General features: G+C 65.3%; 21 protein-coding genes and 2 pseudogenes. 14 read left to right on the forward strand and 9 right to left on the reverse strand.

The features are described 5' to 3' along the window. The 7 genes and pseudogenes from BM162_RS19805 to BM162_RS22995 form a co-directional block, all read right to left on the reverse strand. A pseudogene (locus tag BM162_RS19805) lies at positions 1 to 271 on the reverse strand (IS3 family transposase); the annotation flags it as partial. A 36-nt stretch (positions 272 to 307) separates the two neighbouring features. Further along, complete coding sequence (locus tag BM162_RS23495) at positions 308 to 676, reverse strand: PAS domain S-box protein (protein ID WP_281243835.1); 369 nt, start codon at positions 674 to 676, stop codon at positions 308 to 310. Continuing rightward, positions 656 to 955 (reverse strand): annotated as a pseudogene (locus BM162_RS23500) (PAS domain-containing protein); the annotation flags it as partial. The pseudogene BM162_RS23500 and the gene BM162_RS23495, both read right to left, overlap by 21 nt. A 148-nt stretch (positions 956 to 1,103) precedes the next feature. Beyond that, positions 1,104 to 1,772: a PAS domain-containing protein gene (locus BM162_RS19815; protein WP_281243834.1), complete on the reverse strand. Its 669-nt coding sequence runs from the start codon at positions 1,770 to 1,772 to the stop codon at positions 1,104 to 1,106. A 379-nt stretch (positions 1,773 to 2,151) separates the two neighbouring features. Continuing rightward, positions 2,152 to 2,406 (reverse strand): hypothetical protein, encoded by a 255-nt coding sequence (locus BM162_RS22990; RefSeq protein ID WP_177215283.1) that lies wholly within the window; start codon positions 2,404 to 2,406, stop codon positions 2,152 to 2,154. Positions 2,407 to 2,692: 286 nt separating this feature from the next. Then, complete coding sequence (locus BM162_RS19820) at positions 2,693 to 5,257, reverse strand: HWE histidine kinase domain-containing protein (protein WP_177215284.1); 2,565 nt, start codon at positions 5,255 to 5,257, stop codon at positions 2,693 to 2,695. After that, entirely contained in the window at positions 5,229 to 5,879 is a 651-nt protein-coding gene (locus BM162_RS22995; protein WP_177215285.1) for a heme oxygenase-like domain-containing protein, read from the reverse strand. Before BM162_RS22995 ends, BM162_RS19820 begins: the two co-directional genes overlap by 29 nt. A 259-nt stretch (positions 5,880 to 6,138) precedes the next feature. Between BM162_RS22995 and BM162_RS19825 the strand changes: the two genes are divergently transcribed. The 6 genes from BM162_RS19825 to BM162_RS19845 all read left to right on the forward strand — a co-directional run bounded on the left by BM162_RS19825 (position 6,139) and on the right by BM162_RS19845 (position 11,901). Next, positions 6,139 to 6,531 (forward strand): hypothetical protein, encoded by a 393-nt coding sequence (locus tag BM162_RS19825; protein ID WP_093425374.1) that lies wholly within the window; start codon positions 6,139 to 6,141, stop codon positions 6,529 to 6,531. Positions 6,532 to 6,544: 13 nt separating this feature from the next. After that, positions 6,545 to 8,200, forward strand: coding sequence for a GMC family oxidoreductase (locus BM162_RS19830; RefSeq protein ID WP_093425376.1), 1,656 nt, complete (start codon positions 6,545 to 6,547; stop codon positions 8,198 to 8,200). A 178-nt stretch (positions 8,201 to 8,378) separates the two neighbouring features. Further along, positions 8,379 to 9,281, forward strand: coding sequence for a helix-turn-helix domain-containing protein (locus tag BM162_RS19835; RefSeq protein ID WP_281243836.1), 903 nt, complete (start codon positions 8,379 to 8,381; stop codon positions 9,279 to 9,281). A gap of 20 nt (positions 9,282 to 9,301) precedes the next feature. Next, the gene (locus tag BM162_RS22535) at positions 9,302 to 9,511 is read left to right on the forward strand and encodes a hypothetical protein (RefSeq protein ID WP_143096239.1); all 210 of its coding nucleotides are present in this window, start codon (positions 9,302 to 9,304) and stop codon (positions 9,509 to 9,511) included. Between the two features lie 154 nt (positions 9,512 to 9,665). Then, on the forward strand, positions 9,666 to 11,498 hold the full coding sequence (locus BM162_RS19840; protein ID WP_093425379.1) for a VWA domain-containing protein: 1,833 nt from the start codon (positions 9,666 to 9,668) through the stop codon (positions 11,496 to 11,498). 67 nt (positions 11,499 to 11,565) lie between these two features. Further along, positions 11,566 to 11,901, forward strand: coding sequence for a hypothetical protein (locus BM162_RS19845; protein ID WP_093425380.1), 336 nt, complete (start codon positions 11,566 to 11,568; stop codon positions 11,899 to 11,901). 140 nt (positions 11,902 to 12,041) lie between these two features. Here BM162_RS19845 and BM162_RS19850 read toward each other — a convergent pair whose 3' ends face one another. Both BM162_RS19850 and BM162_RS19860 read right to left on the reverse strand, forming a co-directional pair. Then, complete coding sequence (locus BM162_RS19850) at positions 12,042 to 12,515, reverse strand: hypothetical protein (protein WP_245759355.1); 474 nt, start codon at positions 12,513 to 12,515, stop codon at positions 12,042 to 12,044. Between the two features lie 679 nt (positions 12,516 to 13,194). Then, complete coding sequence (locus BM162_RS19860; RefSeq protein WP_093425383.1) at positions 13,195 to 13,731, reverse strand: hypothetical protein; 537 nt, start codon at positions 13,729 to 13,731, stop codon at positions 13,195 to 13,197. 941 nt (positions 13,732 to 14,672) lie between these two features. Here BM162_RS19860 and BM162_RS19865 point away from each other — a divergent pair. The 8 genes from BM162_RS19865 to BM162_RS19900 all read left to right on the forward strand — a co-directional run bounded on the left by BM162_RS19865 (position 14,673) and on the right by BM162_RS19900 (position 21,944). Further along, positions 14,673 to 16,268 (forward strand): AAA family ATPase, encoded by a 1,596-nt coding sequence (locus tag BM162_RS19865; RefSeq protein ID WP_177215287.1) that lies wholly within the window; start codon positions 14,673 to 14,675, stop codon positions 16,266 to 16,268. A gap of 162 nt (positions 16,269 to 16,430) precedes the next feature. Beyond that, entirely contained in the window at positions 16,431 to 16,793 is a 363-nt protein-coding gene (locus tag BM162_RS19870; RefSeq protein ID WP_143096240.1) for a hypothetical protein, read from the forward strand. Positions 16,794 to 16,917: 124 nt separating this feature from the next. Beyond that, entirely contained in the window at positions 16,918 to 17,553 is a 636-nt protein-coding gene (locus BM162_RS19875; protein WP_093425388.1) for a hypothetical protein, read from the forward strand. A 185-nt stretch (positions 17,554 to 17,738) separates the two neighbouring features. Continuing rightward, a complete protein-coding gene (locus tag BM162_RS19880) occupies positions 17,739 to 18,251 on the forward strand; it encodes a hypothetical protein (protein WP_093425389.1) in 513 nt (170 codons plus the stop codon). Between the two features lie 374 nt (positions 18,252 to 18,625). After that, the gene (locus BM162_RS19885) at positions 18,626 to 19,003 is read left to right on the forward strand and encodes a hypothetical protein (protein ID WP_093425391.1); all 378 of its coding nucleotides are present in this window, start codon (positions 18,626 to 18,628) and stop codon (positions 19,001 to 19,003) included. A gap of 62 nt (positions 19,004 to 19,065) precedes the next feature. Continuing rightward, on the forward strand, positions 19,066 to 19,479 hold the full coding sequence (locus BM162_RS19890) for a hypothetical protein (protein WP_093425392.1): 414 nt from the start codon (positions 19,066 to 19,068) through the stop codon (positions 19,477 to 19,479). A gap of 114 nt (positions 19,480 to 19,593) precedes the next feature. Next, positions 19,594 to 19,854 carry a helix-turn-helix domain-containing protein gene (locus tag BM162_RS19895; protein ID WP_093425394.1) on the forward strand — a complete coding sequence of 87 codons (261 nt, stop codon included), beginning with the start codon at positions 19,594 to 19,596 and terminating at the stop codon, positions 19,852 to 19,854. Beyond that, entirely contained in the window at positions 19,851 to 21,944 is a 2,094-nt protein-coding gene (locus BM162_RS19900; protein ID WP_093425395.1) for a site-specific integrase, read from the forward strand. The genes BM162_RS19895 and BM162_RS19900 overlap by 4 nt, the downstream gene beginning before the upstream one ends. Positions 21,945 to 22,030 lie beyond the last annotated feature (86 nt).

Genomic DNA, 22,030 nt, shown 5'->3' on the forward strand with positions numbered 1-22,030 from the left:
AGAGGCCCCGGCGGCGGCAGTATTCGCCAAGCTCGGTCTCGTTCATCGCGGCCGTCTCGATCACTGCCGCGAGCTTATCGGTTGAGGTCCAACCCTCGGGACCCGTCTTCGCATCGGGCAGGAACTGGCCTTTCGCCCGCGCCTCTTCACGCCATTTGGCGAGCGTGCCCCGCGAAATCCCTTCCTCCTGCGATAGCTGCCGCAGCGGCCTGTTGTTCGGTGGCAGCATCTTCGTCAGAACCGCCGCCTTCCTCTCCGGTGAGTATGCCAATCCATCATCCTGTCCGCCCGCCTCAGGGTACACTTTTCAGATTAGTACGGGCGACAACATCCCTGACAGACGGGGGTGGGCTGCGGCGATGCTCATGCGGCCGTCCCCAAAGGCGCGCACCTCCTCGTCGTACCGCACGATCTCGCCTGCACGAGTTCGCTTCACGGCCTCCCGAACTCGCGTGCGCGCCTCAGCGTCGTGGCTCCACCACCAGCTCTCCCAGATTTTCCGGCCAACAACCTCCTGTCGCTCGTGGCCTCCGACATCGAGCGCCGGCGCATTGGCCTCAAGCAGCGTGCCGTGGATGTCCATGATGCCGGCGAAACCGACCGTGCTGTCGAGAATGCGGCGCAGCCGCGTCTCGCTTTGTTTCAGCGCCGTCTCGGCGAGCTTGCGCTCGGTGATGTCCTCGACCACCGCAGCCAATCCGACGATGCGCCCGCCACGGCGGATCGGGAAGAAATGCTCGTGCCAAAGGCGCCGCTCGCCCGGGTGCGCCGGCGTCTCGCCCGATACCTCCACGTCGAGCCACGGCTCGCCTGCTTCGAGGATGCGCCGCCACCCGGCGTCCAGGGCCCCGAAATCGTCGATGCCGGACAGGATCTCGTCAGGCCGCCGCCCCAGGTGCGCTTCGGGCGAAAGACCGTTCATCTCTGCCAAGCGCATGTTGATCCGCACGAAACGGAAGTCCGTGTCCTACATCGCGAGGCCCACCGGGGCAGTCGCGAACAGCGTCTCGAGCAGCGCGCTCGTTTCATCCAGCGCCTCTTCCGCCTCCTTTTGGCGCGTGATGTCGATCAGAACGCCGGCCCCGCGGCGACCAAGGCCGCTTTCAGGATCCAGAGGACCGAGTACCTCGCCGCGATCGCGTATCCAGCATGTACTGCCGTCCGGGCGTCGCACACGATACTACGAGCTCGTAGGGACCCAGCCTGCGGATGATCTGGTCCGTTTCCCTGCGGACCCGGCCGCGATCCTCAGGATGAACCTGTGCGAGCGCCATGGCCACCGAGCCGACCGCCTGGGCACCACGGCGGCCGACGATCCTCAAAAGCTCCGCCGACCAATGCGTCCGCCCGCTGGAAATATCGTAGTCATAGACCCCGAACCCGGCGGCTTCGCTTGCCCGACGGACTCGCTCGTTGCTGAGACGTTCGGCCGAGGTTTCCTCTACAGTCTCGATCTCCGCCAAGGCGATGCCACGATGGGCGGTTACGTCGAAATTGATCCCACGCAAGACGATCGCCCGCCCCTTGGCATCACGCTCGACACCGCCGCGGTCGTGGATGACACGGACGTCCCCGTCCGGCCTAACGATGCGGAACTCGTGGGCGTAGCTGTCCCCGCCTTCGAGGAGAGAAGCGATCTCGGCCTCTACGCGCATGCGATCCTCGGGATGAACGCGGTCATGAAGCCGGTCTCCCCGGATGGTCCAGTTCCATAGCCATAGAGCGATGTGAGCCCGGCGGACCAGGTCAGGCCGTCTTCTGCCACGCGCCACTCATAGTTCCGGTGCCGGGTATCTCCTCCAGAAGATCCTCGACCCTGCTCCTCCCGCTTCTCATCATGAACTGTGACGACCCTATCTACGGGGGATGGAGCTTTGGGGCGGAGGTGCTCGGACAGCACCCTATCGGAGAGTGGATCACCCGCGATAGCGGTCTGACCGCATCGTTTCGAAGCGACCGCAGTCGACGGCCCGTGCATTACTATTGCTTATGCGGCGAGCCTGCTGCTACCTCACCGGCTCGAGCAGACGGCGACGGAAGAGATGCAGACCGGGCCGTTCTCTTCGCTCTACGGAAGACGTCTGAACGCGGTCGCTCGGCTGACCCCCGGCACGCGTGGCGCGGAGCGATCTCGTGTTACACGATCGGCCTTCAAGGTGCCGAGGCTTTGGCTACATTCTGGTCGGGGAGAGCTCCGTCGAGATCGAAGGCCTCGTTCCACAGTAGCGAAAACGTGTAGCCGATCTTGCCGTCCCAGGCTTTCAGAACGCTGTCGCAGAGATAGCACCTTTTCTCGCCGCACATGGGCTGCCGGGCCCTGACTTCGCGAACGCGATAGAACGCTCCGCAATTGCAGCGCAGTCGGACCCAGCTCGTTTCAGGGTCGGGATGATCCAAGTTGTTCATTGACCTCTTGCATAGGAGCGTGGGCTGCGGATCCGCCCGACCCACCAAGCATCTTCTTCGCCTTCCGGTTCCCCGGCAGTCAGCCGTTCTAATCCGTTACTCGGTCGCGTGGCGGCGACGGTAGAACTTGACATGTCGCCTCGCATTTCCCGACCACAGCGAATGCCTGAAAAACAGGCGAACAGGGAAAGGACAAGGTGCGACCGAGGGTTGGCGCTTTCATCTCGCAACCTGTCCTGCGACTTGTCCACAGGATCTGTGGGCAACGGCGCCGGCTCTGACCGCTTCAGCCGGGCCGGCGCCGAGCACCACGCTCGACGCGCAACGCGCGCAAAGCGGAGGAAATGGCGGCCGTGTCATAGGGCTTCTTCAGGAGTGGCACCTTGCCGCCGGAGGACGTATCGGTGGCGTCGTATCCGCTGGCAATCACGTATGGCACGCTGCGGTCCGCCAGCCGGCTGGCCACGGGCTGCGCGCTCTCGCCGCCGAGATCCATGTCGAGGAGGGCGAAGGTCGGCTCATGCGCCTCAAGGATTTCGAGCGCCTGAGCGACATTCCCGGCGACGAAGACATCGGACGCGCCGAGGGCGCGCAGGGTTTCCTCCGCGTTCATGGCGATCAGCGGATTGTCCTCCACCACCAGCGCGACACCGGATATCGACGTGCCGGTGTCTTCGGGCTCGAGCCCACGGAAGCCGTCCGCGGCGGGCGCATCGAGCATCGTCCGGATGTGCCGGTCCGGCAGCCAGAACTCCACCACCAGCCCGGTCTCGCGGAAGTCGAGGTTTGCCCGCCCGCCGAATTCGTGCGGAATGGCACGGCTGACGAGCGTTGTCCCGAAGCCGGCCCGCCTTGGACCACGCACGGCAGGGCCGCCCGTCTCGGTCCAAGCGACGCGGGCCCCATCCTCGGAAGGAAAGATGCAGACTGTGATCTCCCCGCCAGGACGAGACAGGGCACCGTGCTTGACGGAGTTCGTGACCAGCTCGTGCACGACCAGGGACATGGTGCTCCACGCGCTGTCGGGCAGCCGCAGGTCGCCGCCCTCGAAGCGCAGGCGCCCGGTATCGCCGGCGAACGCGGCGACTTCCTCGCGGATCATCTCGCTGAGTGTAAAGCTGGCCGTGGTCCTCGAGGTCAGGCGATCGCTGGCGCGGGCAAGCGCCTGGAGGCGGTCCCCGACCTGTTCGGCGAAGGTGGCGGCGCTGACGCCCTCGCTGCGGGTCTGCGACATGAGCCCGGCCACCACGGCGAAGACGTTGCGCAGGCGGTGATTGAGCTCGGAGATCAGGACCTCTTGCCGCTGGCTGCGGCGCACGCCGTGCCGGCTGGTCTCGGTCGCCTGCCTGAGCACGAGTTCCAGCAGCGTCACGCGCAGCACCTCGGCCGCGCGCCGCTCGCCCGGCGTCCAGGCGGCGCTCTTGCCCACGACGGTCTGCTGCCAGGCGGCGAAGCTCTTTCGGGGCGAGATGCGGCCGGTGTCGCGGACCATCTTCGCCGGGTTTCCGGCCCACACCACGTTGCGCGCGACCTCGTGGCGGAACAGCATCACATATTGTCGCGGCCGGCCGCGCACGGGCAGCGCCATCAGGCCGCCGATGCCGTGCCGCTCGATTTCCTCGCCCTCAAGGCACGCGCCCAGGTCGTCGGTGCAGAACACCTTGCCCTCGGGATACCGCTCAAGATGCCGCTCAAAGGCGCGGAACCAGGCCTCGTCGGGGGCCAGCCCCTCGGCGCAGTAGCTGCTGCCGCTGAACAGCGCCATGCCGTCGAAATCGATGACACTGCCAATCTCGGTGGCCAGCGCGTCCAGCCCAGTGGCGAAGTCGGCGCCACCCTCGAACAGCATGATCAGCCGCTCGTGCAGCGCGTGCGCCGCCTCGGCCTGCTCCTTTTCCAGCCGCGCCTCGTGCAGGCTGAGTTCATAGGACAGAAGCTGCGTGAACAGCTCCACCGCCGAGCGCGTCTCGTAATCGAGGTGCAGCGGCTCGGGGTGGTGAAACGCGATCAGCCCCCACAGCTCGCCGTCGCGGATCAGCGAGCTCGACATGCTGGCCTGCACTTCCATGTTCCGAAGGTATTCCAGATGAATGGGCGACACTGCCCGCGTCACCGCCATCGACAGATCCACCGGCTGCCCGTGCGGATCGCGCGGCGGAACCAGCGGCGACACGGGCGAAGACACGTCGGGAATGATCCGCAGCAGGTTGCGCGTGTAAAGCGCACGAGCTTGCGGCGGGATGTCGGTCGCCGGGAAGTGCAGGCCCATATAGCCCTCGACATGCGGCGCACGGCTTTCGGCGATCACCCGGCCCGAGCTGTCGGCGTCGAAGCGGTACACCATCACCCGCGCGAAGCCGGTCAGCGCCCAAAGCCCCCGCGCCGCGATCTCGCACATCTGCTCGAGGCTGCGGGCCCGGCGCACGCGCGACAGGAGCGGCTGGACCAACGACAACTCGTCGCGCAGGCCGCGGGAGGTCTTCGGTTCGAACTCGAGAAGGTACGCTCCCGCCACCGCGTGCAGCGCCGCGTCGAACCGGCGCCCGTCACCGAACAGGTCCAGCCCGAACAGCCGCGCGCCGTCGTCCTCACCGGCCAACGTCTGCACCTTGCCGCGCAGCGCGTGCATCGCCTCCGGATCCAGCCGGTCGATCAGGCGCTGGCCCACCAAGTCGTCCGGCTTCACGCCCAGCAGGTCCGCCACGTTCGCCGAGGCGTTTTGCACCACCCAGTCGCTCGAGATGACGAGCAGGCAGCCGAACGCCTGCACGCCCCCCAGGAACTGGATCTGCTCGTCCTCGCAGCCGGCGAGAACAGGGCCTTCAGCGATTGGCGGGGATGCGTCGGACATGCTGATGCTCCGGTGTCGAAAGCGCGGCCCGGAAGTGCGCGCCAAAGAGGTCGAAAAGCGCAACGGCGTCGGACACCGCGGCGTCGGCCTCGCGTCCTTGGGCGGGGCGCCGGGCGAGGTCAAGCCGGAGGTCCCGCCAGTCGTCGCTGCGCGAGGCCGAGCCGAGGTAGCTCCCGGCGGCCGCAACCCGCGGGTCCGTCGCCTCGCTCCATTGCCGGTGCAGCAGGCGTGTGCCCGCGCGCGAACCCAGGAGGATATAAAGTACCGCGGTCGCGTCGTAGTCCCGCCCCTGTCCCGTCGCGCGCGGCTGCGCACCGAGCGCCTCGAGGTCCCGCTCCAGCGCAACGACCATCTCAAGCCGCAGTGCCTTGGCCTTCTCGGCGCCCGCGCCGGGACGGCATTGGATCGCCTCGAGCGCCGCATGGTTCGCTCGGGCGAACCGCGTCAGCCCTGCAACGGTTCGAAGGTTGAGCGTCGAGAACAGGTCGTCGACCCGCTGGTGCGCGTCAGACGTCTCCTCGCGGAGACGGTGGCGAAGTGTCCGGGTCGATGAGATACGGTCCTCCTTGTCCCGCCGTTCCAGGATCGGCGACTTCCCCATTTTGATCAGGTGAAACAGCATTCACAAGCCGCCTCGCTCCCGTGGCACTGCCGCACCTCACACCTCCTGGTCGTTCATCCTGGTCCACAGGGAGTGCAGAGAAACACCGAGACGGTGAACAAACTCTGGATCCGCGCAACTCCTCAACGTCAAGGCCGAGATGCTCGGCGACCAGGTCGTCGCGGATGTCGAGCACCTGCGCCCGGAACCCGCCGCTCCCCCGGTGTACGGTTTTCTGAGACAGTGATTTGGGGGATAGCGGCTCCATCGAGGAGGAGCCATGACGAACGAACGAGAGACCAAGGCGGGCTTGACGGAGCGCGCCCGTCACGCTGGTGACGACAAGCCCGCCGCGCCGCGCAAGCGGCGCATGTCGGCGAAGAAGAAACAGGAGGCTGTTCTGCGGATCTTGCGCGGCGAAGATCTTGAGCTGGTCAGTCGCGAAATCGGGACGACGGACAGCACCGGCTTTCCAGCTTCCAAGCCCGCCCCAGCGGATATGATCACGAGGGAATTCGCATCCACCAGGGGGAGAAGATGTTTTGGGATCCTTGGTGGCGCGATACACCATGCTGGCTGGCGCAGGCGGCAACGACGGGACGGGCCGGATTGGCTTAGTCTGGCGACCTGCAGCGCCCGCGATCAACCGCCAGCGCACAGTCACAGCTCGTAATAGGAGGAGAACCATGAGCGACAAGAAATCCTGCACCCTCACGCGGAGATCCTTCATCGGCCGCACCGCCGTCGCCACTGGCGTGCTCAGCCTGGGCGGCGGATTGTGGGGAGCGAGCGTGAACCCGGCCGATGCGCAGGAGCAGGAATACGACTACGTCATCTGCGGCGCGGGCTCGGCCGGATGCGTGCTGGCCAACCGGCTGAGCGAAGACGGCGCGAAGGTCCTGCTGATCGAGGCGGGAGGCCCCGACACGTCCGAAAAGATCTCGACCCCAATGCGGCTGATCGAGCTGTGGGGCACGCAGTATGACTGGGGTTACCAGACGGTGCCGCAGGAGCACGCCGCGAACCGGCAGCTTTTCTGGCCGCGCGGCAAGACGCTCGGCGGCTCGTCCTCGCTCAACGGCATGATCTACGTGCGCGGCAACGCCTCCGACTACGACGAGTGGGCCCGGGAGTTTGGCTGCGAGGGCTGGGACTATGAGTCGGTGCTGCCATACTTCAAGAAGTCCGAGGATTTCTCGCGCGGGGCGGACGCGTACCATGGTGCGGGCGGCCCCCTGCACGTCACCGCCGATTACGAGCCGCACCCGGTGACGCGCGCCATGGTGGAGGCTGCGCAGGAGGCGGGCCACCCGCTCAACGAGGACACCAACGGCACCCAGCAGGACGGCGTGGCTTACGTGGACCTGAACACCAGGGACGGCAAGCGCGTGTCGACCGCCGTGGCATTCCTGCGCCCGGCGCTGGAGCGCGAGAACCTGACGCTGATCACCGATGCGCGTGTCCTGAACGTGGAGTTCGACGGCGACCGCGCCACGGGCGTTCGCTATTTGCAAGAGGACGAGGTCCGCTCGGTCCGTGCCGCGCGCGAGGTGATCGTCTCGGGCGGCGCGATCGAGAGCCCGCGCATCCTGATGATGTCGGGCCTTGGGCCGCGTGCGCATCTCGAGGAGGTGGGTATCGAGGTCCGCCGGGACCTGCCGGGGGTCGGCCAGAACCTCAACGATCACACGCTCTGCCCGGTGATCTTCGAAGGGGCGAGGGAGATCCCGGCACCCTCGGACATGGCGATCACGGTGCTACACGCCCACCTGTTCGCGCGCTCCAAGCCGTCCCTGCCAGGGCCGGACATGCAGCCGCTCTTCTTCCACGTGCCGTATTACACGCCCGAGATGGAGCAGCCGACGGCCAATGCTTTCACCTTCAATGCATCCGGCGTGCGTCCGGCGTCGCACGGGGAGATCCGGCTGACCGGCGCCTCGATCGACGACCAGCTCCATATCGACCCGAAGGTGCTGTCCGACCCACACGACGTGGACATCCTGGTCCAGTCGATCCGGCAGATGCGCGAGATCGCGGCGCAGCCGGCGCTGGCCGAGTGGAAGGGGCGCGAGATCTTTCCCGGCGAGGACGTGCAGAGCGACGAGGATCTGGCGGAATACGCCCGCAGCGCGGTTATGTCCTATCACCACCAGAACGGGACCTGTGCCATGGGAACAGGCGAAATGTCGGTCGTCGATCCCGAGCTGCGCGTGCACGGGGTCGGGGGCCTGCGCGTGGTCGATGCGTCGGTCTTCCCGCGCGTGATGGCCGGAAACACCAACGCTCCGGTGATCATGGTCGCCGAAAAGGCGGCAGACATGATTAAGGCCGCACACGGCTGAGCCCGCCGCGTAGCAGGCACGTGACGACCGGCGCTCCCGCGCCGGTCGTTGCGTCATGCACGGCGCCTACGGCATTGAGGCTGACGAGAACGGTGCCCTATGATCGCCGCGGGAGGAGAACCGCGTGTCATATCAGCAGATCACAAGTGCGGCACGCCAGTTTCGGCCCGCCGCGCCCGTGGCTCTTGAAGACGCCCGCGAGACGCTCGTGGGCGTCTGCGGCAGCTTCGAGCTGAGCGCATTCGGCGGTGCCGACAGCATCACCGGTGCCATAGAGGGAGTCCCGCTGGGCCAGTTTGACGCCGCCGTCGTCGCCACTCACGTGCGTTCGGTCTGGCGGGACGCGGCGATGATCCGCCGCGACCCCGGGCGCAACCTCTTCCTGATTTACCAAGAGACGGGGTGCAGCGTGATCCGCCAAAGCGACAGTGAGCATCTGATGCAGCCCGGCTCGTTTCACCTGGTCGACTCAGCTTTTCCATCCGAGTTCCGGTACTTCGATGCCGTGACGCGCAAGATCTCGGTCCACCTGCCGAGGGAAGAGGCACTTCGCCGGTTGGGGCAGACCTGCGTCGGGGGGCTGGCCATAGACTCGGCCGATCCGCTGAACGCGGCGCTGGAGGCGGTGCTGCTGAAACTGCTGACCGCGGCGCCGGATGCCGCGATGAAGCTGTCGGATACATTGGTGGAGTTGCTGGGTGCATACCTGCGTTGCCTCGAGACACAAACACCCAGCCAGGTGACCGAGAAGGCCGCGCTCCTGCAAAAGGCCAAGTCGCTGATCGTCTGGCGGGCGCGGGATCCATCATTTGGTCTGGCAGAACTGTGCGAGGATCTCGGCATGTCGCGCCGCTCGGTCCAGCGGCTTTTCTCGGCGAGCGGAGAGACGGTCTCTACCGTGCTGCAGGACGCGCGCCTGGAGATCGCGCACCGGGAGTTGACTCTCGCCCCCGCGCGAACAATAACCGACATCGCCTTCGCCTCGGGGTTCAACGATCTCTCTCACTTTCATCGCTGCTTCCGTACCCGGTACGGTGTGGCGCCCGGCACAATGCGCAAGCGCGCGTCCTCCGCTGCCTGAGCCGGTTACTAAAAATAGTCGTGAAGGACGCCGGTGCTGTCGCGATCGCGTCGCGACGCATGTTCGGCCGCGAGCGGTTAATTAAGCTGGCCGACGCCCAGTTCATTAAGATGCGGCTCTACGGCAGTCGTCAGATGGCGCGCCGCCTGTGCAACCACGGCTACATTGTCGGGCATGCGTGTCCGGCGGCTATTCGTATCGCGGTCACTGAACTCGCAGTCATGCCGTAGACTTGCGCTATCGACAGCTTTGGGATGTCTTCCTTCGTCACCCAGCCATCGACGGAAGGCGAGTTCAGGCCGTGAATAACCGTGGCAAAGGGCGGAAACCAGGCTTTCGCTGCTGCTGCACAACGAGTCTGGCGGAGGCACTGGCGGAAAGCAGATGGAGGGGCTCCGGAGGAGCCCCCTACAGGTCGAGTCGGCCCGCGCCATTCAAGTTCGCGCTTCGCGACATTCTCTCCACGACTTTCGTGAGCGAGCTCCGGCGCGAGCGAAGTCCACAGCCACAGAAAAAGCACATCCGCATCCTCATATTGGCCTGATGTCGGTCCTACGGCACATACTGCAATGCAAAACGCGCGAGTCCGAAATGCGGCAAAGCTGGAAGCGTTTCCTTTGGAACGACGAAGACGGCTCGATCATCATCCTGTCCCTGTTCTTGTTCGTGGGCATGGCGATGATCGGAGGGATGGCTCTTGATCTGGCGCGTCATGAAAGTACGCGAGCGCACGCCCAGGCTGTGCTGGATCAGGCCGTCCTGGCGGCGACCAGCCTGGACCAGGACCAGGACCCGAAACAGGTGGTCTTGGACTGGGTGGAGCGCGCAGGCATCGAAGATGTCGAGCCTGTCGTCGAGGTGATCGAAGAGCGCGCGGGTCCGCTTTTGACGGGCCGGACCGTAAGCGCCCGTCTCTCGGGCAACATCGACACGTTCCTGATGCGGCTGGTCGGCATCGACAGTTTGCAGATAGACGTGCCGGCCCAGGCGACCCAAAGGATCAGTGACATCGAGATCTCTCTGGTGCTCGACGTGTCCGGCTCGATGGCAGGGCGCAAGCTGGACGACCTTCAGGAGGCGGCCTCCGATTTCGTTGAGCAGCTCTACGAGGACACGCAGGACAATCGCGTCTCCGTCTCGATCGTGCCGTACTCGACCCAAGTGAACGCCGGAAAGGCGCTTCTCTCCCAGTTCAACGTGTCCCGGGAGCACGATTACTCGCACTGCGTCGACTTCTCGCACGGGCAATATGCGGACACCAGCATCTCGACAAACGAGCATCTCCAGCGCGCCGGGCATTTTCAGCGCGGCACGCAATCGTGGAATTATCCCCTGCCGGGTGATTGGGTGTGCCGGACGGAGCCCTCATTCCACATCCAGCCCTTCGCCTCCTCTCCCGAGCCGCTCCGCGACCAGATCATGGCGCTGGACGCCAAGGGCTCCACGTCCATCGACATCGCGGTGAAGTGGGGATTGGCCCTTCTCGACCCGGCGGCGCGGCCGGCGATCAGCGGTCTCATCTCTCAGGATCTGGTGACGTCCGACTATGCCGGGCGCCCTTTCGACTTCGACCGGGACAACACGATGAAGGTCCTCATCGTGATGACGGACGGAAAGAACGAGTGGGAGTACCGGCTCGACCCGGATTATCTGGACGGTCCCTCCGGCATCCGCAGGACCAGGAGGAACGGCGACAACTACTACAGCACGCGTGAGGTCCGTGAGACGCAGAAGTGCTTCCTCTGGTGGTGCCAGACGGTCAGCGAAGAGCAGTTCTTCTGGCTCGGAAACGACGAGGACAGCGGCGACTACAACTGGCACAGCCAGACCATGAAGGAGCATCTCAGGACCGAGGAGCCGGAGCTGGAGCTTACTTGGCCGCAAATCTGGGCCGAGATGTCGGTCTACTATTTCGGTCGCTGGGTCGGCTATCCGCTTGATCAAGGGCACCCGAACACAATCCTGGACGACATCGTCGAGCGAGTGGACGCGAAGACGAAGAACGCGCGCACGAGGTCTGCCTGCAACGCCGCGAAAGAGCGCGGCATCATCACCTACACGATCGGCTTCGAAGTTCCCTTCGAGTCGGACTCGCGGCAGCTCCTGATAGACTGCGCCTCAAGACCCGTGAATTACTTCGACGTGGAAGGCCTCGAGATCGGCCAGGCGTTCGACGACATCGTCAACTCAATCAGCAAGCTGCGTCTGACACAGTGACGTCCTGCAGGACGGAGCTGCGAACCCTGGCGCACGGGCCAGCATCAGTAAAATGGAGATCACGCCAATGAAGAGAACGCTTTCGATGACGGCCACAGTGCTCGGCATCGTATTCATTGCGACTACCGTCGCAGCGCAGGAAGAGACGACGCTCGATGCCTGCACAGACGTCTACGCCCTGAGCCGGCAGGTCATGATCTACCGGCAGGACGGCGTGCCCCAGGACAGTCTTACGGCCGCGATGGAGACCGAGGGCGCCGGCCAAGGAGTCGAGGTGGATCTGATCCGCGCAATCATTTCCGACGCCTACAAGGTGCAGCGGTTCGATGACCATCGTCAGCGCCAAGACAGCATCGACGAATTCTCGAACAAAACGATGAGCACGTGCGTGCAGGGCAGTTGAGCGCAACAAGATCGCCGTCGTGATGACTTCGTCGCCGATACGGGTGCGACTTGCCGCGCTCCTGCGCCGCCCTCTCCGATGCGAGGCGACACCGCACTTCGTTCGGATCGTCGCGAAAAGTAGGTCATCCCCCTATTCCATTAGGTCATGACTTGTCTGCTCTTGCCATAGATCAAGGATAGAACAAGGCCCTCGACGGCGAGGACGATCGCCCAGACCGCAAGCTCGACGGCAACGAGAACGGGCGGCTCTCCGAACATGTTGAAGGGCGTATGAAACTCAAAAAAGAGCGCCAACAAGGCCCAGAGGATGACCGCGAAGCTCAGGCCGCGCCGGACGACGCCGCGCGTCAGGACCGGTTCGACCCAGAAGAAGACCAGGCCGTGCACGGCGCCTATGAGCGCGGCGATGCCGAGGTAGAGCGGCCCGTTGGTGAACATCAGCGGCAGGGGCTCCATCTCGAACAGCACGGCGATCACCTTTTCGCTCTGCTGCTCGTTCGCGAAGAGGACGCCATGGCCAACCTGGAAGAACAGGAAGTTGCTGACGATGTTGGCGAGGGTGAAGGCGACGGCGCCGCCGATGAAGGCTCTGGCAAATTTCGGCAACGTCACGTGGCCCTCCTCGGGGATCTCGGCGCGCAGTTGGTCAGCCGCGGTTCCGGTATGCGGGCTCCCGCCACGCCGCGTATCGCTTGCCCAGCCATGGCGAGACCAGGCCAAGGCCCGTGTTAAGGAACGTGATAGTCAGCGCTACAAGGACGCTCTCGCTGATCCACAGAACCAGCGCCGTCGCAGCGAAGACGGCGGCCCATGCGAGGGAAAGCACAACATTCGTTTCCCGGAAGAGTGGGTGATCCCAAGCCTCTTTCTCTGTCGTCCTGCGTGCCACCCGAGCCGTCCAAGGTCGTCCTGCGAGCACACTCACGAGCGCACACACGGACAGCAGCAGGAAAGCGATCTCACCCATTCCCTCAGCGTGTGGATTCGGCCAGCGCGTGCAACGTTGCCACCACGCTGCGCGATCGCCGGTCTCTGGCGCCTTCGCGAGGCGCTGCCCGACAACATCTGGTAAATGCTCCCGGATGTCCGCCTCTGGTTGCTTAGAATAACGCCCGTTGGGGGGCCGCCGGCTCCGCTTCGAGACGGTCCATCACCCAAGCCGAGCTTTCGGAAGCATGATCGTTCGGCCGCAAGGCCGCGCGGCGGAGCAAAACGCACGGATTTCTGTACGCCCTGACCGGCCCAACGCCCGAACGCACTACGGTTCGGGTGCCGCCGCCGCGCGGGTATCTCACCGCTGGCCTCGAAAATCGACAAGCTCAACCCGGCCCTGCTCCGGCGAATTCTTCCCGAGTGCCATCCCCTCGCGGATTATCCGGGCCAGTTTCTCGGAAATTTGTTCCGTTGGATCGGTAACGGCGTTGAACTTGAAGAGAAACTTCGCCTTGGACAGCGTTGGGCCGGAAACCTTGTACACGCGCCATTCCGCTCCGTTGGTCAGAACGACCGTTTCAACATTGCAGTTGTACGCAGACTTCAAGACTTTGGTGATCCACGTTCGATCACGCAGGTCCTCACGGAAGGCCTTCGACTTCACGAACACCTTCGGAACTCCGTCCAGAACCCATGCATAGTGCACGAACTCTTCCTTGCGGATGTGCCGGTAGTCGTACGTACCGTCAGCGCTGTTGCGCTTTTCACAGCCCAGGTTCATGTTCCGCATGAGGAGCGCCTGTGCGGCGATCTTCGTCCTGATCTCGGCGAAGTTTGTGATCTCCCAGCGCCAGTTTTCGTTGTTCGACGACGGAACAGGATCCTTCAAAGGCATGAGGTAGTCCTTCCGTGTTGCGATGTGGCCGCAATGCTGAGCGACCGGTTGTGGGAATGGGTGCGATCCTGCCGCCCCGCACGGAAGATGGGTCGAAGCGGCGCGGCGCGAAGCCGATGTTTTGCAGGTTTGATGTGTCGGAGTGGTCGCTGGATCGACAGAGAACTGCGCCGGCCTCAGAGCGGCGGCACCGACGAGCAGAGACCCATCGTGCCCGAACCCGCGAGCACCGCCGCATCGTCCGAAAGCTGCGAAGTCGTCGGCGGCTCTTGTTCCGGCCCGCGAGATCCGGTCAGCGGCTTTGCGCTGCCAACGGTTTGCTCACCCCTCCGCCCATCCTCCCCGCTACTGTCCGGCTGCCGAGCCAACTCGGAACTACGCGCGCTCCACGAGCGGAACCACGTCCATGACCACATGCTCCTCAGTCAGCGCATGCAGCCCAGCGGCCACCATCTGAGCAACCTGCATCGCCTCGGACGCTTCTCTCATACTCCGAGTTGATCGTCGTCGAAATGCCACACGTCGAGTGCAGACGGCTGCTGCTCCCCGCTAATCCGGATCCGACGGGGCTCCGGACGGAAGGTGCGACCCTCGGTCGTCCGAAGCGACCGGTGTCCGCACCCCTATAGGGGGACACGCTGAAGACGGGAAATATCTTTTTATTTCATTAACTTGTTCATGGCCAGCCACCGGGTTCTCCGGACATCCACCGTATCGTTGTTTGATTGGCGTTCAGAGAGCCGGCCACGGCGCGGCCTTGGAGGACACCGCGGATGGCCGGCCATGGTTCGGACGGACAAGGTTCGCTGGTATGACGCATTTCTTTTTCAATGTTGTCAGTTGCTTGTCTGAAAACGCGGCTCAAGGCGCATCTGTTTTTCCGCAACGGTCAGAGGTCCTGCGCAGCGGCGGAAAGCCCATCGAAACACAAGGACCTCGACATGACCGAACATCTGTACCTCTGCCAGACGCAAGACGTTGCGGACCGCGTCCGCGCCCTCGGCTACGATGCCCGCCCTTGGGACATCGCAACGTTCCCCGGCGCATACCGGGACCGCTCTCTGATCCTGGTGCCGCACTTCGAGAACGTGGAGGCGTCGCGCGAAGTTCACCTTATTTCCGAGCTGGCGACGGAAGCGGGCGCCGCGGCGGTGCGGGTCCTGAGTTACCCGTGCCGCCCCTACATCATGCAGAACTACAACCTGTCGCGGGGAGGCGAACCGCATGACTTTCTCGCGCGGCAACTCCTTGAGCGGGCGCAGGATCAGGAGCCGCTGCGTCCGCCGGCGCCGGACCTGACGGAACTCAGCATCGCCGATCAGTTCGACGGGGAGCCACCGGTCCAGAAATGGCTTGTCGGCGCACCGACGGCCCAGGGCGGCCTGCTTCCCGACGCGGCGCCGATCCTGCTCGCCGGCCGGGGCGGGATCGGCAAGACCCACGCGGCGACCGAATTGGCGATCCTCGTGGGTACTTGGGATGGACGCGCGCCGGCGCCGCTCTGGATGGGGCACGAGATCGCCAAGGCGGGCGCGGCAGTCGTCATCACCTATGAGGAACATCGGGCTACGATGCACCGCAAGGTTCACAAGCTGTGCCGGCACCACGGGGTCGACCTCACGGAGGGCCGCAGGGTCATCGTCCTGTCCATGTCGGATCCCCGCTTCTCCGGCGGCCCCTTGCTCGCTCCGGATCCGAGGACCAGACGGTTGGCAGCAACCGAGAATTGCACCTGGCTGACCCGCCAACTCCGAAAGGTGCATGCGGAACTGGGCGGGCTGGGCGTAATCGTGCTCGATCACGCGGGACGCGCATTTGAGGTCGAGGGCAACAGCTACAGCGATGCGAATGCCGCCATGGGCCTGATGGACCGCTGGGCAACCGAGTTTGCCTGCCCGGTCATCACCCTCGCCCATACGCGTAAGACGGTCATTAAACCCGAGATGGACGATGAGGAGATCCTTCAGGCGGTGATGGGGAGCGCGGGGTGGGTCTCGGCCGTGCGCGCCACCATGGTGATGTGGCAGCTCACGGCCAAAGACGAAGCGGAACTCGCCGATAAGATGAATGACCGGGATTTTCAGCCCGGGATCACCCGACGGAAATACCTTCAGGCGCAGGTGCTCAAGCACAACGTCGACGACCTCTACGACAGGCGCCTCACGCTCAAACGCCGCGGCGCGACCCTGGATGACATCTCCGACGGTGTCCGGAACGTGCGCCAGCAGCAGCAGATGCACGAGATGAAAGCCTTTGCAGAGGCCGTCGGGGCGCAGTGGCATCGGGATGCGCCGATGCAGTCCACCGGCAAGCATGGGGTCTTCGAGAACAAAGGCCGTCTCGGAGAGCCTTGGAGCAACATGCCAAAGAGCAAGCTCCGCCACCTGATCAAAGCTTGCATTGGCGCCCATCTGCTCGAACGGCGCGCCGATCACCCCGCGCTCGGAAAGCTGAGCCAAGGGGCGTGGCTGCGGCGGCCAGAGACGGATGGGACAGTTCGCTTGGGCAGCGGCGTTGACGATCGGCAGGCGGCGTAGGGCCCCGCCCCTCTCCACCTGCGCATGGGCCGGTGCATCCCGCATCTCCCGTTCCTCACCTGCCCCGAGCAAATGACCTTGCGTCACTGATCGCGCGGTTTGTTCCGGGTCCGCAGTCGCGGAATCACTTCCTGTTCACACCCCTGACAAACGGTTTTTCGCATGCCTTCACCTCTTACCCATGACCGGATCCTGCGGCTCGTCCGGACCGGCTGTCTACACCTCGAAGCTAACGGACGACGTGTCTCGTTCACCTTGCATAACGGCGACCTCGAGATCAGCGGGCCCCTCAATCTCCGCCCCGACTGGTCGAAGGAAGTTGATGGCCGGCCCGGGCTGATGCCGATCATCCATCGGATGAGCGATGGCGAGAGCGTCTTCTCCGGAGCAGAACTCGAAGGCGTGCTCGACGAGATGAGCGAGATCTACGAAGCGCTACGAAAGCGCCTTTCACCCGCCAAGATGCTGCGCCGCAGAGGTGGCCGGTGGCTGCTCATCCCCCACGCCCAGTGCGAATGTGCGTGAAGAAGATGGGAGCCGCCGGAGACCGGACCAGCCCGATTGGCCATGCCGACGGCTCCCGCATGCAGATCATCCGAGGCGCCCGCCGCGCGCTCTGAAATGACACCCAGCCAATGACATTCCGCCAATGACATTCGAAAGTCATTCGACCTTGCAGGACCATCAGATGCCGAGATCTCCCACATTCACCGACGACGAAGTCGCGACAGCGGTTGCCGCGCTGCGAAAGCAGAGCAGCACCGTGGACAGGACCACCGTCATTGACGCTCTCACCGAGCGTCACGGCGCGCGCGGCAAGCCGCGGCCGGAAAAGCTTGACGAGCAGATCGCCGCTGCCGAGGCGGACCTTGACGCAAACGCGCGTCTCCAGCGCCTGGGGCGTCTCTCATCCGAAGACCGTGCTCGCATTGCCGAAATTGGGACCTTCGTCGCGGAACGCCTGTCCGACGTGCTCGCCGACACGATCATTGCCGGCGAAGACCGCCTGACGGAGGCGCGGGCCGCGGCCTCCCGGCAGTACGGGGAACTCACGGCACGGACGGCTGCGCTGGAGACCCGGAACAAGGAACTCGCCGACAAACTGCAGGCAAGCGAACAGGCTGCGGAGGAGTGTCGGCAGGCGCTCGCCGCCGCCCAGGCCGAGCTTTTGGACGCGCGCGCGGAACTGAAGGTCCTGCGCGCGACCCAAGCCGACCTGTTCGCGGCGATCGGAGGAAACCGCCGGACCGACGGCATCGAACCGCGGGAGGCGGAGCCTGCATAGTCGCGCGGATGGTCGGCGGGCGTATCGGCGTACGAAGTAGGCATTGAGCGTCAGTGACAGAGAAGAAGGAGGCATGAGCGACGGCTGTCGTCGCCGTCTGCTCCGGGTGTGTCTTGCGGCACCCCGAGCAGACGGCGCGACAGCCGCACGGTTTTCGGGAGCCCACGCAACCAAGGAGTTTCCGAATGACTGTTCCCAATCTTCCAATATCCAACACCGCCTCGTCGCCCGCCCTCGTGCGGGTCGGAACCGTGGTCCGCTTCGCGTTTCCGTACACTGAAAAGCGCCGTCGCAAAGTGCGGCCATGCCTCGTCATCGCTCTCGATCACGCGCGCAAAGAAGTCGTCGTGGCCTACGGCACCACGCGCCTCTACGGCGCGGAATGCTCGGCACATGCCCTTCGTCTCGTCGAACCCCACGAGTTCCAGTTGGCGGGATTGGACGAAGCCACGCGATTCCAGCTCGACCGGCGAATCCGCGTGCCGCTGACGAGTTCCCGGTTCCGCGTCGGGCCGGCGGGAGAACCGCCCGTCCTGGGCCGGATTTCGCCGCGCGCCACGCAGCGTGCTGCTGAAATCTACGCGGCACTGCCAGGACTCGATTTCGACGCGGAGGCCGCGGGCGTGCATCCGGGCCCGGCCGACAAACAGCGCCGTCCCAGGCTTCACCGGCGCCGCGACCGCCAAAAGGCCGCCTGACATTCCCGCCGAGGCGGTGGATCTGCGAGACCGCGCCATCGGGCGGGGCAGCGCAGGACGCTCCTGAGGGCCCCTGCCCTGCCCGACCGCGTCCGTCTGCGAAGCCCGAAGCGACTTCGGCCGTCTCCGCCTGAGGACATCGCGGCGGATGCGCAAAAACCCAAGGACGTCAGGACCACGAGGCACTCGAGCGTGCGATGCTGTTGGTCCGGCCCTCCCGTTGAGGCCGGCCAACAGCGCGCGACGCTCCGAAGGCCTCTCCGAAAAAGAAAGCGGCGCTCCTCGCCGCCCCCGCCTGCGCTCACGGCAGCCTGCGCAGGCGCTTGCCCCGTCCGTTCCGGACGGCGCTGCCAAGAAAGGAGGCACGAACTCGAATGCCCTACGATCTCACTGCCAAAACCGCGTTTGCCGACCTCGTCGCACACGTCTGGTTTCACGACCAAGCGGTACAAAACGCTGCTCTGCTGCTGGGCGGACCCGATTGGCTCCGCCGCGCGCAACGCCTGCTCGGCGACCTCGTGTCGGCGCCCCGACTGACCCGGCGGCTCGACCGCGAGCTGCGCGCTCTGCACGCCCTGCTCACGTTCGAGCATGTCGGAGACCTCGACCGGCTCGAAACGGCTCTCTTCGCCGAACTCGATCCCGAGGACCCGGTCGTCGCGGATCTCTGCCTGCTCGCCGACGCGCTCGAGGAGCACCTCGGCAACGCCGAACAGGAAGCGAGCCTCTCACATCTGATGTCCGCCGCCTGACCTCCCCGACCGGTCCGGCGAAAGCCGGACCGTAGCAAACTTCAACAAGAAGGAATACGAACATGTCCCGCCAAACCGCTCCTCTCACGATCGATGATTACGCCCTGTCCGCCGTCGTCTCGGGTCGCTCTCTCGCCGCGACCTGGCGCGCAGAGGGCCCGGATCTGCCGGGCCCCTCGCGCTGGCTCGCCGAGACCCTCGCCCGTCTGGAGGCCGGACGGGTCTTCGAGCAGCAGGACGAGAGCATGCTCGACAGAATGCGCGATGCCGTCCGCGAGGCGCTGAACGATCATCGGCCCGGCTTCGGAGACAGCGTATTTGCTGGTGTCGAGCCGGATCTGTTCGTGGTGAGCCCGGAGGACCGCGAGCGCGAGAAGCTGCGCGAGCTGGCCGACGATCTCATGACCTTCCGTGGATACCGCCGCGCGGTGCTCAACCGCGTCACGGCGGAACGGGAACTGCGCAAGCTGCTCTGAATGCCGGCTCCCGCGGAAGAACCGCGGGAGCCTCGCCCGCCACCGACAGCCGCCGAAATTTCTGCCGATCGCGATCCGGACCCATCTCCTCCCGGCCCAGCCAGGAGGAGCTCAATGCTGCTGAACAAGCCCTATTCCACCAAGGACGTCGGCGCGCGCTACGGCGTCGACGCCCACACCATCGGAGACTGGATCCGCAAGGGATGCCCGACCCCGGAAGGCCGGGTGTTCCTGCCGGCCCGGAAATTCGGCCGCGGCTGGAAAATCTACGAGGAAGACCTGGTGCTCTTCGAGCACCGCCTGCGCCGCAGCGCCCCCGACCGGCCCCGGCTCGACCTCGATCCCGACAACACCACAGAGGAAAACACCGAATGACTCTGCAAGACGCCCTGCGTGCGGAGCTCGACGCGTCCGGCTGCTCGATGCGCGCGCTGTCGCTGCGCGCCGGGCTCAACCCGAAGGCCGTCTCCGACATCCTGACCCGTCCGGGACTGCGGCCGGGTCGGTCCACCATCGACGCGCTCTCGACCGCGCTCGGCACGACCCTGCCCCTGCCCGCGGAGACGGGTCCGGAAACCTATGCCGAGCTGATGCGCCGGATTGGCGAGACCGCGCCGCCGGACGCCGCGGTCAAGGCGCGACGGCTGCAGACCCGGCTCGGGTGGCTTTGCCGCAAGGCCGGATGGTTCCCGGAAATCGAGCCCGTGGACCGGCAGAAGGTCCTGAAATTCTTCGCAGATAACGAGGCCGCCACCTTCGGTCTCTCGGCCGGCAGCTACGCCACCTACAAGTCCGAGGCGCTCGACGCGATCGACGTCGCCTGCCCGGCCGCGCGGCCGCTGGACGTGCGGGACATCGACGGTGACTACGCCGCCATCCACGCGCGGATCCGCGACAGCGACCTGCCCCGAGACTTGAAGAACGCGTCCGGCGCTTTTCTGACCTGGCTCCATGACAGCGGGATCGCCCCCGCGGAGATTACCACGGACACGCTGGAGGCGTATTACCACCACCGCCTGGCGCGGGGCCGCAAGACCGAGGAGACCTGCCGCAAGCACGTGAAGCGCATGGCCACGCTTCTGAGCAAGCTGGCCTCGCATCCCGATTTCACCGCCTTCGGGTTCGCGGCGCCGCCGCACCCGTTCGCGGATGGGCGGACCAAGTTCGGTGTCTCTGATGCGCAGATCGCCGCGCTCATGGCGGAGTTCGACCAGCGAGTCGCACCCTGGGTGCGCGGGAAGGTCTCCAACACGGGCCTCGGTCGCAGGGAGTTTCTCGAGGAGCTCGACGGTCGCCGGTCCGACGCGTCCGGCAGGACCCGACGGACCCGCCGCACGAAACGCGGCCGGGCCTCGCGGTCGGAGCGACAAGGTGAGGCCCTCAAGGCGCGCGGGTTCCTGCTGGTGGACGAACAATGGTCGCCGGACACGCTATCGAGGCGCAGGGCCTTCGTGGCGGCCGCCGCGAAGGCCGTTCTGGCGGAAACTGGCGATCCGATCGACACGCTCGAGGACCTGACGGATCCGGACACTGTGGAGGAGATCGCCTGCACCCTCTCGGAGATCAACGCCGGGGCATTTCCGAGCAGCTACGTCGAAAGCGGCCTGAAAGCGCTACACAAGATCGCCGCGGGCCTGCTCTGCCGCGACCCGGAGGACCTCTCGGATATCGTCGAAACCATCCGCGAATTCCGCGTCTCCGAGCGCGGGATCGCCGCGCGCAACCGCGAGAAGCTGAAGGAATTCACGGACGAGAAGCTGGCCGACTTCTTCAACCTGTCGGCCACGCTCCTGGCGGAGGTCAATGCGGAGATCGGCGCACGCCGGAAGCGATCCGCGAGCTCGCCCGGCACAGCGGTGGTGACCGCGGACGTCGGGCAGAAGGTCATGCTGGTAATCGCGCACGACATCATGCTCAAGCGTGCCCCGCGCAAGGCCAACCTCGTCGAGAGCCGCCTCGACTGGATTCGCACACGCGGCAAGATCTCGACGCTCGTCATCCCGGCTCGGAAGGTGAAGCACCGCACCGACGACGATCCGGATCTGCCGATCCCGCTCGACGAGGACGAGAGCGATCTGCTGTGGCGGTTCATCGAGGACATCCGGCCCCACGTCCTGGCCAAGGGAGACGCGCGTAACCCCTATCTCTTCCCCGGCCAGGACCGCTCACCGGGAAAGTCGAACCGGCCCTACAGGAACATCCTCGAACGCCTGTGCCGCGAGATCCACCGCAGGATCGGGGTTCGCATCAACCCGCACCTCTACCGCCACCTCATCGGCTGGGCCTGGCTGCGGGAGAATCCGGACAGGCTGCCGGACGTCCAGAAAATCCTCGGCCACAAGTCGCTGCAGACAACCCTCGATCACTATGCGGAGCTCGACGAGAGCCTCGCGCTCGATCACTGGCAGGAGCACATCAACGCCCGCAAGGCTCGTCCAAGCCGACGCCTCCGGCGCACGCGCTGACCCCTGCCCTCTTTCCCGGCCGGCGCGCCGGCCGGGACCCGTCCTCGCCGTCGGAGCGGCAGACGAGGTCGCGCGGGCGCGGCTGT

The sequence above is a fragment of the Tranquillimonas alkanivorans genome (genome assembly GCF_900115595.1).
In the GTDB taxonomy this organism is placed as follows: Bacteria; Pseudomonadota; Alphaproteobacteria; order Rhodobacterales; family Rhodobacteraceae; genus Tranquillimonas; species Tranquillimonas alkanivorans.